This window comes from Streptomyces sp. NPDC001941, assembly GCF_040296945.1.
Taxonomy (GTDB): domain Bacteria; phylum Actinomycetota; class Actinomycetes; order Streptomycetales; family Streptomycetaceae; genus Streptomyces.
In genome coordinates this window covers 42,035-55,866 of record NZ_JBEOYE010000011.1, presented here as the reverse complement: position 1 = coordinate 55,866, position 13,832 = coordinate 42,035, and the positions used below count along the sequence as shown (strand labels likewise).

Annotated in this window: 10 protein-coding genes; 7 read left to right on the top strand and 3 right to left on the bottom strand. The window is 76.5% G+C overall.

From position 1 onward, the window contains the following. Window position 1 precedes the first annotated feature (1 nt). Window positions 2-745: an enoyl-CoA hydratase family protein gene (locus ABT160_RS11345; protein ID WP_351646367.1), complete on the bottom strand. Its 744-nt coding sequence runs from the start codon at window positions 743-745 to the stop codon at window positions 2-4. Window positions 746-809: 64 nt separating this feature from the next. On the opposite strand from ABT160_RS11345, the gene ABT160_RS11340 reads away from it, so the two are divergent. The 5 genes from ABT160_RS11340 to ABT160_RS11320 all read left to right on the top strand — a co-directional run bounded on the left by ABT160_RS11340 (window position 810) and on the right by ABT160_RS11320 (window position 6,958). Further along, the gene (locus ABT160_RS11340; RefSeq protein WP_351646365.1) at window positions 810-1,586 is read left to right on the top strand and encodes an SDR family oxidoreductase; all 777 of its coding nucleotides are present in this window, start codon (window positions 810-812) and stop codon (window positions 1,584-1,586) included. Further along, complete coding sequence (locus ABT160_RS11335; RefSeq protein WP_351646363.1) at window positions 1,583-2,461, top strand: SDR family oxidoreductase; 879 nt, start codon at window positions 1,583-1,585, stop codon at window positions 2,459-2,461. The genes ABT160_RS11340 and ABT160_RS11335 overlap by 4 nt, the downstream gene beginning before the upstream one ends. A 72-nt stretch (window positions 2,462-2,533) precedes the next feature. Continuing rightward, window positions 2,534-5,218, top strand: a complete 2,685-nt coding sequence (locus tag ABT160_RS11330; protein ID WP_351646362.1) for an AAA family ATPase — start codon at window positions 2,534-2,536, stop codon at window positions 5,216-5,218. Between the two features lie 101 nt (window positions 5,219-5,319). Next, a complete protein-coding gene (locus ABT160_RS11325; RefSeq protein ID WP_351646360.1) occupies window positions 5,320-6,312 on the top strand; it encodes a 2Fe-2S iron-sulfur cluster-binding protein in 993 nt (330 codons plus the stop codon). A gap of 229 nt (window positions 6,313-6,541) precedes the next feature. Next, entirely contained in the window at window positions 6,542-6,958 is a 417-nt protein-coding gene (locus ABT160_RS11320; RefSeq protein WP_351646358.1) for a guanyl-specific ribonuclease, read from the top strand. A gap of 28 nt (window positions 6,959-6,986) precedes the next feature. Here the strand turns inward: ABT160_RS11320 and ABT160_RS11315 are convergent, their stop codons facing one another. Both ABT160_RS11315 and ABT160_RS11310 read right to left on the bottom strand, forming a co-directional pair. Further along, window positions 6,987-8,525: an ankyrin repeat domain-containing protein gene (locus ABT160_RS11315; protein WP_351646356.1), complete on the bottom strand. Its 1,539-nt coding sequence runs from the start codon at window positions 8,523-8,525 to the stop codon at window positions 6,987-6,989. A 78-nt stretch (window positions 8,526-8,603) separates the two neighbouring features. Then, a complete protein-coding gene (locus ABT160_RS11310; protein ID WP_351646355.1) occupies window positions 8,604-9,497 on the bottom strand; it encodes a hypothetical protein in 894 nt (297 codons plus the stop codon). 281 nt (window positions 9,498-9,778) lie between these two features. Here ABT160_RS11310 and ABT160_RS11305 point away from each other — a divergent pair, with 281 nt between their 5' ends. Together ABT160_RS11305 and ABT160_RS11300 are read left to right on the top strand one after the other, a co-directional pair. After that, window positions 9,779-10,561: a S1 family peptidase gene (locus ABT160_RS11305; RefSeq protein WP_351646353.1), complete on the top strand. Its 783-nt coding sequence runs from the start codon at window positions 9,779-9,781 to the stop codon at window positions 10,559-10,561. Between the two features lie 188 nt (window positions 10,562-10,749). Further along, complete coding sequence (locus ABT160_RS11300) at window positions 10,750-13,800, top strand: endo-alpha-N-acetylgalactosaminidase family protein (RefSeq protein ID WP_351646352.1); 3,051 nt, start codon at window positions 10,750-10,752, stop codon at window positions 13,798-13,800. Window positions 13,801-13,832 lie beyond the last annotated feature (32 nt).

Sequence of the window (13,832 nt, the reverse complement as noted above, 5' to 3'; positions counted from 1 at the left end):
CTCAGCCCTCCTTGCCGAAGGTGTCGCGGACCCGGTCGGCCACCCCGCTGAGGTTCGCCTCGAAGGTGAAGCCCTGCTCGAAGCGGTAGCTGCGGCGCACGTCGACCGGGTCGATGCCGTTGATCGCGGCCTTGGCCAGCCGGATCAGGTAGCCGTCCTTGCGCGCGATCTCCCGGGCCAGCTCCAGGGCGGCGTCCAGGAGCCCGTCGCGGGGCACCACCCGCCACACCGAGCCGTGCGCGTGCAGCTCGGCGGCGGTGGCGGTGCGCGAGGTGTAGTACAGGGCGCGCATCAGGTGCTGGGGGACCAGCCGGGCCAGGTGGGTGGCGGCGCCCAGCGCCCCCCGGTCCAGCTCCGGCAGGCCGAAGACGGCGTCCTCGGCGGCGACGATCACGTCCGCGTTGCCGACCAGTCCGATGCCGCCGCCCAGGCAGAAGCCGCCCACCGCGGCGACGACCGGCACCTCGCACTCGTACACCGCCGAGAAGGCCTCGTAGCAGCCCCGGTTGGCGCCCACCAGGGCGTCGTGGCCGGGGTCGCGCTGCATCTCCTTGATGTCGACGCCCGCGTTGAAGCCGCGTCCCTCGGCGGCGAGGACCACGCAGCGGTTCGCCGGGTCGCGCCCGGCCGCGCGCACCGCGTCGGCCAGCTCGTACCAACCGCGCACCGGAAGGGCGTTGACGGGCGGGAAGTCGACGGTGACGAGGGCGACGCCCTTGTCCGGTCCCGTGGTGGAGACACCCATGAGCGGATCAGCTACCTTTCCACCAAACATTTGTTAGGTGCTTGGTCGAGGAAGGTAGCAGCAGATGGAGCTGGACGGGAGGGTCGCCGTCGTCACCGGCGGCACGCGCGGCGTCGGCGCCGGCATCGCGCGGGCGTTCCTCGCGGCGGGGGCCGAGGTCGTCGTCTGCGCCCGCAGACCACCGGACGCACCGGTCGAACACCAGGGCCGCAAGGCCGAGTTCATGGCCGTCGACCTGCGCGAGAGCGGCGCCGTGCAGGAGTTCTTCCACAGCGTCGCCGCCGCCTACGGACGGCTGGACACCCTGGTCAACAACGCGGGCGGCAGCCCCTACCGCCCCCTCGACGAGGGCGGCCCCGAACGCCACGCCCGGGTCGTCGAGCTCAACCTCCTCGCCCCGCTCACCGCCAGCCTCGCCGCCCGCCCCCGGCTGCGCGCCGCCCACGGCTCGATCGTCATGATCGGCAGCGTCAGCGCCACCCGCCCCTCCCCGGGCACCGCCGCCTACGGCGCCGCCAAGGCCGGCCTGGAGGGCCTGGCCCGCTCCATGGCCGTCGAATGGGCCCCCGAAGTCCGCGTCAACACCCTCCAGCTGGGCATGGTCCGCACCGAACTCAGCCACCTCCACTACGGCGACGCCGACGGCCTCGCCGCCGTCGCCCGCACCGTCCCGCTCGGCCGCCTCGCCGAGCCCTCCGACGTCGGCGAGGCGGCCGTCTTCCTCGCCTCGCCGCGCGCCGCGTACGTCTCCGGGGCGACCCTGCTCGTCCACGGCGGCGGGGAACGCCCCGCCTTCCTCGACGCCGCCACCGCCAACCACCCCGAAGGGAACCGGACATGACCGGAATCTGCGAGGGCCGGGTCGCCGTCGTCACCGGCGCCGGACGCGGCCTCGGCCGGGCCCACGCCCTGGCGTTCGCCGCCGAGGGCGCCCGCGTCGTCGTCAACGACCTCGGCGTCGGCCTCGACGGCAGCCCGGGGACCGAGAGCCCCGCCGCCCGGGTGGTGGCCGAGATCAGGGCCGCCGGGGGAGAGGCCGTCGCGCACGGCGGCGACATCGCCACCACCGAGGGCGCCGCCTCCCTGGTCACCGCCGCGCTCGACGCCTTCGGCCGGCTCGACACCCTGGTCAACAACGCGGGCTTCCTGCGCGACCGGATGCTCGTCAACCTCGACGAGGACGACTGGGACGCCGTCGTACGCGTCCACCTCAAGGGCCACTTCCTGCCCCTGAAGCACGCCGCCGCGCACTGGCGCGCCGAGGCGAAGGCGGGCCGCGCCGTGGACGCCCGGATCGTCAACACCACCTCCGGGGCGGGCCTGCTGGGCAGCGTCGGCCAGGGCAACTACGCGGCGGCCAAGGCGGGCGCGATCGGCCTCACCCTCGTCGCCTCCGCCGAACTCGCCCGCTACGGCGTACGGGTCAACGCGATCGCCCCGGCCGCCCGCACCCGGATGACCGAGCAGGCGTTCGCCGCCCTGGAGGGCACCGCCGAGGACGTGTCGCCCCTGGTGGTGTGGCTCGGCTCGGCCCTCAGCGGCGCCGTCACCGGCCGGGTCTTCGAGGCCGAGGGCGGCCGCATCACCGTCATGGAGGGCTGGCGCCCCGGCCCGTCCGCCACCCGCCCCGGGCGCTGGACCCCCGGGGAGGCGGGCGAGACCGCCCTGAAGCTCCTGTCGCGCGCCGAGCCGCCGGGCGCGGTGTACGGGGCCTGAACCCGCCCCGCACCGGCCCGTGCCCGGCGCACGACGATTGCCACGCCACGCCCCCCGGGGCACCCTGGGTGCGTGGCGATCCCCTTCGTGGGCCGGGGCCACGCCCTGGCGGCCCTGGAGCACACCTGGGCCCGGACCCGGGAGCACGCGCCCCAGCGCGTCCTCGTCGAGGGCCCCGCGGGCATCGGCAAGTCCGCGCTCGTGCGCCGCTTCCTCACGGGCGTCCCGCACGTGCGCTACGCCGAGGGCGAGGAGGCGGAGGAGGGCGACGGCGCCGCGCCCCCCTACGGCGTGGTCCAGCAGTGGCTGGGCCGCACCGGGCGCTGGGCCGACCCCGCCGACGCGGGCGGCGCGCTCCTGGAGGCCCTGGAGGAGCCCGGGGTCCTCGTCCTCGACGACGCCCAGTGGGCCGACCGGCCGTCGCTCGCGGCCCTCGCCTTCGCCGTCCGCCGGCTCCGCGCCGACCGGGTGCTCGCCCTCGCCGTCGTGCGGGACGCCGACGACCCGCGACTGCCCGCCGGGCTGCGCAGGCTGTTCACCGCCGACACCGCCGTGCGCATCCGCCTCGACGGCCTCGCCGCGGACGAACTGCGCGAACTGGCCGCCACGGCCGGGCTGCCCCCGCTGACCGCCCGGGCCGCCACCCGGCTGCGCACCCACACCGGCGGCAGCCCGCTGCACGCCCTGGCCCTGCTGGAACAGGAGGGCCAGGCCCTGGTCCGGGCGCTGGAGCAGCCCGACGTGGCACCGCCCGCCCCCCGGTCGTTCACCGCCCTGGTGCTGGCCAGGCTCGCCCGCTGCACCGCCCCCGCCGAGGCCCTGGTCTGCGCCGCCGCCGTGCTCGGCGCCCACGCCCCGCTGGAGCGGGCCGCCGCGCTCGCCGGGCTCGCCGACCCGCTCGACGCCCTGGAGGAGGCCGTGTACGCGGGGCTGCTGACCGAACGCCCCGGCGAGCCGCACGTCCGCTTCCCGCACCCCCTCACCCACGCCGCCGTCTACCACCGCCTCGGCCCGTCCCGCCGCTCCGCCCTGCACCGCGCCGCCGCCGCGCTCGCCCCCGACACCGACACCGCGCTGCGCCACCGGGCGCTCGCCGCGACCGGGCCCGACCCCGGCCTCGCCGCGGAACTGGCCGCCTTGGCCCGCGAACTGGCCGCCGACGGCCGCTGGGAGGCCGCCGCCGCCCGGTTCGCCGCCGCAGCCCGGCTCAGCGGCACCCGCACCCTCGCCGAACGCCGGTGCCTGGAGGCCGTGGAGTGCCAGGTCCTCGCCGGGGACGTGCCCGACACCGCCGAGGCCGCCGCCCGGGTCGCCGGCTTCGCCGAGAGCGGCTGGCGCAGCTACCTCCTCGGCCGGCTCTGCCTCTTCGACGCGCCCCGCGCCGAGGCCCTGCTCACCGATGCCTGGCGGCGCTGCGACCCGGCGACCGAACCCGTCCTCGGGGCGCGCGTGGCCGGACAGTTCGCCGCGCTGTACGGGAGCACCGCGCGCGGCGGCGAGATGGCCGAATGGGCCGGGCGCGCCCTGGAACTCGCGCCCGCCGACACCGCCACCGACATGATCCACTACCTGGCGCTGGCCGGACGGGCCATGGAGGGCCGGGCCGCCGAGGCGCTCGCCGGGCTCGGACCGCTGCCCGACCCGGCCGTCGCCGCGCCCGACGACCTCGAACGCCTCCTCGGCCGCGGCTCGCTGCGCGAGTACACCGGCGACCTGGCAGGAGCCGTACGGGACCTGACCGGCGTCCACGCCCACTGCCGGGGCCGCGCCGCCTCCTTCCGGGTGCTCGCGGGCAACGCGCTGGCCTCCGCCGAGTACCGGGCCGGCCACTGGGACGACGCCGTCGTCCACGCCGAACAGGCCCTGTCGCTGGCCGCCGACACCGACCAGCCGCACATCGGCCTGTACTGCCGCGCCCTGGCCTGCCTCGCCCACAGCGCGCGCGGCGCCTTCGCCCGCGCCCAGGCCCACGCCCACGTGGTGCGGCAGTTCGCCGGCCGGGGGCACGTCCAGCCCGAGTACTGGGCCGCCCTCGCCGAGGGCCACCTGGCGCGCGCCCGGGGCCGCCCCGAGGAGGTCGTCCTCGCCCTGGAGCCGCTGCTCGCCCTGCGCCCCCGCGGCACCTTCGAGCGGCCCGGCGCGCTGCCCTGGGCCGACCTGCTCGCCGACGCCTGGTCGGCCCTGGAGGAACCGGTGCGGGCCGAGGAGGCCCTCGGGCCCTACGAGCGGGCCGCCCGCGAGGCCCGCCACCCCGGCGCCCGGCTCGCCGCGGGACGGGCCCGGGGCACCCTGGAGGCGGCCCTGGGCGAACCCGACCGCGCCGAGCGGGCGTTCCGGGACGCCCTGGGCCACGCCCCGCGGGTGGCCGCCCCGTTCGACCGGGCGCTGCTGCACCTCGCGTACGGGCGGTTCCTGCGCCGCGCGGGGCGCCGGGCCCGCGCGGGCGAGGAGCTGACGGCCGCCCGCGCCCTGCTCGTACGCCTCGGTGCCCGGCCCGACCTGGAGCGCTGCGAACGCGAACTGGCCGCCTGCGGACTGCACCCCGGGGCCGCCCACGAGCGCGGCACCGCCCGGCTCACCCCGCAGGAGCTCGCGGTGGCCCGGCTGGTCGGCGCGGGCCTGACCAACCGGCAGGCGGCGCGGGAGCTGGTGATCAGCGTCAAGACCGTCGAGTACCACCTGGGCCGGATCTTCACCAAGCTCGGCGTGGACAGCCGCACCCGCCTCGCCGCCCTCCTCGCGGACCCCGCGGCCTGACCTTCCCACCCGGGCGCTCCACCGGTCCTGGTGCCCCGCTCCAGCCGGGTGCGAGAGCCTCGGCGCGGTCCAGCAGCTGCGTACGAAACTGGAGGAGACCGGTGTCCGCTAGCAGCACGGTGCGCGTCGACGAGGTGGTGCGGGAGACCGCGGACGCCGTCTCCCTCGTCCTGTCCGCCGCCTTCCCCTACCAGCCCGGCCAGTTCCTGACCCTGCGGGTGCCCGGCGGGGCCGCCCGCTGCTACTCGCTGTCCAGCTCCCCGCACACCGGCGAGGCCCCGCGGATCACCGTCAAGAAGGTGCCGGGCGGGATCGGCTCCGGCTGGGTGTGCGAGGGCGTCGCCGCGGGCGACGAACTCGAAGTGCTGCCCCCCGCGGGCACCTTCGGGCCGCGCGACCTGGACCGGGACGTCCTGCTCGTCGCGGGCGGCAGCGGCATCACCCCGGTGCTCTCCATCGTCACCTCGGTGCTGGCCGCCGGCACCGGCCGGGTCGCCCTCTTCTACGCCAACCGCGACGAGAAGTCGGTCATCTTCCGGGACCGGCTCGCCGGCCTGGCCGAGGAGCACGGCGACCGGTTCACCCTGGTGCACTGGCTGGAGTCGCTGCGCGGCCTGCCGACCGCCGCCGCGATCGGCGACGCGCTCGCCCCCCACGCGTCGCGCGACGCCTACCTGTGCGGGCCGTCCGCGCTGATGGACGTGGCCGAGGAGGGCCTGCGGGCCGCCGGGGCCCGCACCGTCGTGCGCGAGCGCTACTTCTCCCTGGCCGACGACGTGTTCGCCGCCCCCGCGCCCGCCCCCGCCGCCCCCGTACCGGGCGGCTACACCGCCGAGGTCCACCTGGACGGCCGCGTCCACACGGTCACCGGCGCCGCCGGCACCCCGCTGCTCGACGCGATGCTGGCCGCCGGGGTGGACGCCCCGTACTCCTGCCGCGCCGGCCTGTGCGGGGCCTGCGCCTGCAGGGTCTCCGGCGGCGAGGTGAAGCTGCTGAAGAACGAGGTCCTGGACGACGCCGAACTCGCCGACGGCCACGCCCTCGCCTGCCAGGCGGCCGTCCTCGCCGAGCGGGTCGAGGTCACCTACGACTGACCCGCGCACCTCTGACCCGGGCATGACCGGCGGCCGTACGACCGGACACGTGTGATGGCGTGCGGAGACGTGTGACGGCGTGCGGAGACGTGCGCCCCGGGCCGGGACGTGTGCGGGCCGCACACGTCCCGCACACAACTGCGGACGGTACGCGGAGGAAGTTAACGTCCGCCGAATTGAAGCCAGTTGGCCTTGAGCCGCCTTTTCTACGCGCGTCATCATCGTGCCCATGCGAATCCCCCCACGCCTCGCCCTCGCAGGCGGCGCCGCCGCCCTGCTCTCCGCCCTGCTGACCGGCGCCCCGGCCACCGCCGCCGCGCCCGCCGCCCCCACCCCCGTCTCCGCGCCGGCCGTCGCGTCGGTCGGCGACATCTGCTACTCCGCGCTGCCCTCCCAGGCCCACGACACGCTGCGCCTGATCGACCGGGGCGGCCCGTTCCCGTACGACCAGGACGGCGTCGTCTTCCAGAACCGCGAGGGCGTCCTGCCACAGCGGACCAGCGGCTACTACCACGAGTACACCGTCGTCACGCCGGGCTCGCCGACCCGAGGCGCCCGCCGCATCGTCACCGGCGACGGCACCGCCGAGGACTACTACACCGCCGACCACTACGCCACGTTCGACCTCGTCGACCACGGCTGCTGACCCACCCCCCCCGGCACCCCGGGGCGCCTCAGCGGCGGCGCGGCAGCGTCCACTCCAGGCGGCGCCTGGCCGCCGCGTCCCGGACGTGGGGCAGCGCCGCGAGCGCCGTCCCCCGCACCGGGTCGCCCGGCTCCCGCTCCCGCAGGAGCCGGGCCAGCACCTCCACGGCGCGCGGGTCCTGACGGACCGCCAGGCCCCGCGCCGCCTCGGCCGCCGTGGCCGCGTCCGGGTCGTCCAGGCGCTCGGCGAGCGCCTGCCGTATCGCGTCCTGGCGCTCCGCGTCCGGCGCCGGGCCGGGACGCAGCCCGGCCAGGCCCGCCGTCGCGGCCCGGCGCACCCGCTCCCGCGCGTCCCGGGCGAGCACGGCGAGCGCCGCCGTGCCCGCCCCGTCCGCGGGCCCGGTCAGCCGCGCCAGCGCCTCCGCCACCGCCTCCCGCACCACCGGATCGGGGTGTCCCGCGTGCCGCAGCACCCCGGGCAGCGCCCGCCCCTGGCCCTGGTGGCCCAGCGCCCGCACGGCCGCGAGCACGAGCGCGGACCCCCGCGCGTCCCGGGCCAGTTCGCACAGCAGCGGCACCGCGCGCGGCGCGAACGGCCGCCACGCGCCCGGCCCCAGGCCCAGGCCCGCCAGCACGTCCGCCGCGAACGCCTGCCGCGCCTCGTCCCCGCTCGCGCACCAGGCGGCCGCCGCCTGGAACGTCTCCTCGTCCCCGCGCGCCCGCAGCACCGCCACCGACTGCGCCCAGTCCGCGTGTTCGGGCCGCCCGGCGCCCAGCGCCCGGTCCGCCAGCTCCGCGTACGCCGTGCGCCGCCCCAGCTCCGCCTCCAGGAGCGTGGCGACGGCCGCGTGCGAGGTGCCCCGCTCCGCCCCGGCCACCGGGCGCCCCTCGCGCAGCAGCTCCACCACGACCGTGACGCCCTCGTCCTCCTCCACCCGGTGGCACACCACCCGGTCGCCCGGCCCGCGGGACCGCGGCAGGTCGCGCCGCAGCTCCGCCTCGGCGTCCGTGCCCAGCAGGGCGCGGGCCTCGGCGAGCGCGGCCTCGCGCGCCCCCGCGCCGCCGCGCAGCAGCGCCCGCACCACCGGGGCCGAGCCCCGCGCCGCCGCCGCGACCAGCGCCGGACGCCCGTGCGGGCCCGGCAGACCGGGGTCGGCGCCCGCGCCGAGCAGCAGCTCCACGGCCGTCGTGTGCCCCTGCTGGACCGCCCAGGCCAGTGCGGTGAAGCCCATCGCCTCGCGCTGGTCGACCGGGGCGCCCGCGGCGAGCAGGGCCCGCGCCACCTCGGTGTGCCCGCCGCACGCGGCGCCGCACAGCGGCAGTTCACCGCCCCCGGCCAGCAGCGCGGGCGCGCCGCTGGGGCGCGCCGGGTCGGCCCCGGCCGCGAGCAGCAGCCGCACCGCCACCGGCCGGTCGCTCACCGCGGCCACGTACAGCGCGCTGTGCCCGCCGGGGTCGGTGGCCTCCGCGGGCACGCCCGCGCGCAGCAGCCGTACGACGGCGTCGTCGTCGCCGCCGTGCAGCGCGGCGAACAGCTCCCGGGCGTCCGCTTCCGGCTCGTTCGTCATCCTTCGACCCTACGGAAGGCGGCCGCGGGGTGGCCGTGAGATGTCCCACGCCCCGGACGGGCCTCCGGGAGGCACGGCCTACGTGTCGCACTCCAGGACCGTGCGGCACAGCCCGCAGCGGGCCCGCACCCGGCCGCGCACCGGGACCCGGATGCGCTGGTGGCAGGTGGGGCAGTCGAAGGAGACCCGCAGTCCGGACCGGCCGCCCTCGAAGGCGTACGGGCTGCCGTCGGGCGCGGTGGTGCCCGGCTGCTCCTGGGCGTGCCTGCGGTCCTTGGCGTAGCGGTGCCGGCCGGTCCAGCCCGCGGCGGTCAGCGGCGGCTGCTGCTCGTCGCGCAGCGCCCGCGCCCGCCCGGAGGCGTACGCTTCGTACGCCTGCGGGCTGGTGAACCAGGGCGAGGGGTCCTCGCCGAACAGCAGCGAGCGCTTGGCGAGGACGTAGCCGAACTCCTCGGGCGTGAGGTAGCCCAGCTTCTGGCTGGAGACGCCGTCCTGGCGGAAGGCGTCCAGCAGCAGCCAGCCCGCGCCCAGGTAGGTGGTGACGGTGTCGGTCAGGATCTCGTTGTCGCGGGTGCCGGGGAAGCCGAGCCCGAGCCGGTGCAGTAGGACGTGGGTGATCTCGTGCGCGAGGGCCGCGCCGATGTCGCGCCGGTGGTCGCGGAAGCGGTCGTTGAGCTCGATGAAGTACTCGGGTCCCGCGGCCAGTTCGACGCCGGCCGCGTGCTCCATGCCCCGGAAGGAGACGATCATCCGGGCCTCGGGCAGCCGCAGGTGCTGCACCAGCGCGCGGGCCACCCGCTGGGTGCCCAGGTGCAGGTCGTCCTGGTCGCCGAAGGCGACGTCGGCCGGGACGACGCTGGTCGCGTACGCCGACAGGCCGTCGAAGGAGAGCCGCTTGTAGAGCGCGGTGATCGCCCGCCGCGCGGTGTCCAGGTGCGGAAAGCCGTGCACGACCTCGTTGCCGATCCCCACGTCCGTAACCCCCACGTCCGCAAAGCCCGCCCCGGACCGGTGCCGGGCCCCGGCCCAACTGTACGGGCGGGCGCCCCGGGTGGGGCCGCGCGGGCCGTCCGGGGCGGCTGATCCGAACGGATCGCCGGTGGCCGAAAAGTGCTCCTTGTGACACGTGCGAGGGCCTCCGGATAATCACGATCACGCCTTGACGGGCCCATGTCACCGCACTGCCAGGGGCCGGGCCCGCCCTCGCGCGCACGACGCCACCCCCCACCCAACCCCCCACGAAAGGCAGACAGTTGACCAAGATAACGAGCGCCCTCAAGAGATGTGCCGCCGTCGCCACGGTCGGCCTCGCCGCCCTCAGCCTCCAGGTCGGCGCGACCGGGGCCGCGACCGCCGCCCCCCAGCCGGTCGTCGGCGGCTCCAACGCCGCCCAGGGCGAGTTCCCCTTCATGGTCCGCCTGTCCATGGGCTGCGGCGGCTCCCTGCTGACCCAGCAGATCGTGCTCACCGCCGCGCACTGCGTCAACGGCTCCGGCAACAACACCAGCATCACCGCCACCGGCGGCGTGGTTGACCTGCAGAGCTCCAGCGCGATCAAGGTGAAGTCCACCAAGGTGCTCCAGGCCCCCGGCTACAACGGCAAGGGCAAGGACTGGGCGCTGATCAAGCTCGCCAAGCCGATCAACCAGCCCACCCTGAAGATCGCCAACACCAAGGCGTACGACAACGGCACCTTCACCATCGCCGGCTGGGGCGCCACCAGCGAGGGCGGCGGCCAGCAGCGCTACCTGAAGAAGGCCACCGTCCCGTTCGTCACCGACGCCTCCTGCAAGGCGTCCTACGGCAACGACCTGGTGCCCGCCGAGGAGATCTGCGCCGGCCTCGCCCAGGGCGGCGTCGACACCTGCCAGGGCGACTCCGGCGGCCCGATGTTCCGCCGCGACAACGCCGGCGCCTGGATCCAGGTCGGCATCGTCAGCTGGGGCCAGGGCTGCGCACGGCCCAACTACCCCGGCGTCTACACCGAGGTGTCCACCTTCGCCACCGCGATCACCAACGCCGCGGCCACCCTGTGACGACGGCGAGCTGACGAGCGCCCCGTAGGGGGCGAGCGTTCCGTGGGGGACGAGCGTCCCCCAGCGGCGGACGAAGGCGGGGCGGGTGCGTTAGTCCAACACCTGCCCCGCCTTTGTCCATGGGCCCCGGTGCACCGCCCGCACCATCGTGACCTCCAGGAACAGCCGTCACGAGTCAGGAGCGAGCGTTGCGCCAGCCGCGAACCCAGGGCCCCAGCCGCAGGACCGTCGTCACCACCGCGGCACTCGCCGCCGGAGCCGCCGCCGTCGCACGGCCGGCCGCCGCGAGCGCCGCCCCCGCCACCGCGACCCTGCGCTCCGCCGACCTCGACGTCGTCGTCGACACCGCCTTCCCGCGCGTGCTCGGCTACACCCACCGCGCCAGCGGCCAGCTGCTGCACGGCCAGCCCCAGCCGGTCACCACCCTCCAGATCGACGGCGCCGACCACACCCCCCGGGTCACCGTCCGCACCCGCCGCGACCGTGCCGCGTACACCCTCACCCTCGACGGCGCCGCCCTCGACGTCGAGATCAGGGTCACCGGCATGCGCGTGGACTGGCGCGTCACCGCGGTCCGCGACAGCGCCGCCCTGCGCGTGGGCACCCTGCGCGTGCCCGGCCTGTCCCTGCTCGCCGTCCGCTCCGACCAGCCCGGCGCCACGCTCCTCGCCGCCCGCATCCAGCTCGACAAGGCCAAGAGCGGCGACACCCTGGTCACCCCGGCCCCGGACACCCCCGCCGAACCGGCCGCCACCGGCTGCGCCTACGCCGTCCTCGCCCACGACGGCCTCGGCGGCGCGATCGAGACCAACACCGTGTGGGACCGGCCCGACGCGGCCACCTCCTGGGAGAACGGCCGGCTCTTCCGCCGCACCGTCCGCGACGGCGAGCACGCCCTGGCCACCCTCACCCCCGGCCAGTGGACCCACCGCGCCGCCACCGCCCCCGCCGACGCCACCGAACCCCTGCCGTACGCGACCGTCGTCCTCACCCGGGACCGGGGCGGTGACGGACGCGTCGACTGGCAGGACGCCGCCATCGCCTTCCGCGACGTCATGGTCAGCCCGCTCGGCGCCGACACCCAGCACCTGAGGGTCGTCCCGCACATCCCGTTCAACTTCGCCAGCCAGGCCACCAACCCCTTCCTGGCCACCCTCGACCACGTCAAGCGGATCAGCCTGGCCACCGACGGGCTGCGCCAGTACACCCTCCTCAAGGGCTACCAGTCCGAGGGCCACGACTCCGCCCACCCCGACTACGCGGGCAACCACAACCAGCGCGCCGGCGGCCTGGCCGACCTCAACACCCTGCTGCGCGAAGGACGGCGCTGGGGCAGCGACTTCGGCGTCCACGTCAACGCCACCGAGTCCTACCCGGTCGCCCACGCCTTCTCCGAGACCCTCGTCGACAAGACCGACGAGCAGTGGGACTGGCTCGACCAGTCCTACCGCATCGACCAGCGCCGCGACCTGGTCTCCGGCGACATCGTGGAGCGCTTCGCCGCCCTGCGCCGCGAGACCGACCCCGCCCTCAACACCCTCTACATCGACGTCTTCCGCGAGTCCGGCTGGACCTCCGACCGCCTCCAGCGCGCCCTGCGCGACCAGGGCTGGATGGTCACCACCGAATGGGGCCACGGCCTGGAGCGCTCCTCCCTCTGGTCGCACTGGGCCACCGAGACCGACTACGGGCCCGACACCTCACGCGGCGTCAACTCCCGTCTGGTGCGCTTCATCCGCAACCACCAGAAGGACGTCTTCGCCGACAAGTGGCCCACCCTGCTCGGCGCCCCGCGCACCGGCAACTTCGAGGGCTGGGTCGGCAAGACCGACTGGACGGCCTTCTACGCCCTCATCTGGACCGACTCGCTGCCCGCCAAGTACCTCCAGGCGCACCCGATCAAGCGCTGGACCGAGCACGAGATCACCTTCTTCGGCCCCACCTCCGTCAGCGACGCCGACGGCACGCGCCGCATCACCACCGACGGCCGGCTCGTCTACGACGGCGGCACCTACCTGCTGCCCTGGGAGCCGCGCCGCGCCACCGACCCCGACCGGCTCTACCACTACAACCCGGCGGGCGGCCGCACCACCTGGCGGCTGCCGCGCGGCTGGGCGGGCCTGCGCAGCGTCTGGGCGTACCGCCTCACCGACCAGGGCCGCGTCCTGTCCGCCGAGGTCCCGGTGCGCTCCGGCGCCGTCACCCTGGACGCCGCACCCGGACAGCCGTACGTCGTCCACCGCCGCCCGGCCGCCGCCCCCGCCGACCCCGGCTGGGGCCAGGGCACCGCCGTGCACGACCCCGGCTTCCACTCCGGCACCCTCGACGGCTGGCGCGTCAGCGGCCCCGCCCGGGTGGTGACCAGCGCCCTGGGCGACCACGAGCTCGTCATCGGCGCGGGCGGCGCCGCGGCCGCGGGCCAGCGCCTGACCCGGCTGCGCCCCGGCAGGTACGCGGCGTCCGTGCAGGTCGAGGTGGGGGAGACGGCGGGGGAGCGGCGCCGGGCCGCCCTTGAGGTGCGCACCGCCGACGGGGTGCGGGCGGGCAACCACACCGACGTGTCCACGGCCGTGAACCAGGTGGCCGCCGACCGCAAGCACGGCACCCGCTTCCAGCGCATGTTCACGTACTTCACCGTCCCCCAGGGCGGCGGACCGGTCGAGCTGACCCTCCGGGCGGACGCGGGCGGCGCCCGGGTGCGCTTCGACAACGTCCGCGTCGTCGCCACCACCGCACCGCCCGCCGGCCCCGGGTACCTGGCCCGCGAGGACTTCGAGCACGTCCCCCAGGGCTGGGGCCCCTTCGTCAAGGGCGACGCGGGCGGCGCCACCGACCCGCGCACCCACATCGCCCAGCGGCACGCCCCGTACACCCAGCGCGGCTGGAACGGGAAGGCGGTCGACGACGTCGTCGACGGGACCCAGTCGCTGAAGTCGCGCGGCGAGAACGAGGGACTGGTCTACCGGACGGTCCAGCACACCGTCCGCTTCGAGCCCGGCCGCCGCTACCGGGTGTCCTTCCGGTACGAGAACGAGAAGGCCGGGCAGTACGCCTGGGTCACCGGCGTCGACGACCGCGACCTGAGCGCCGACGCGCTGCCCGTGGCGACCTCCCCGCGGGTGCACGCGTACGAGTTCACCGCGCCCGCCGAGGGGGAGGCCTGGGTGGGGCTGCGCAAGACCGGCGACGACGGCACCGCCGAGTTCGTCCTGGACGCCTTCGAGGCGCGCGAGGCCTGAGCGCATCGGACGGCCCCGGACCCGTCACGGGT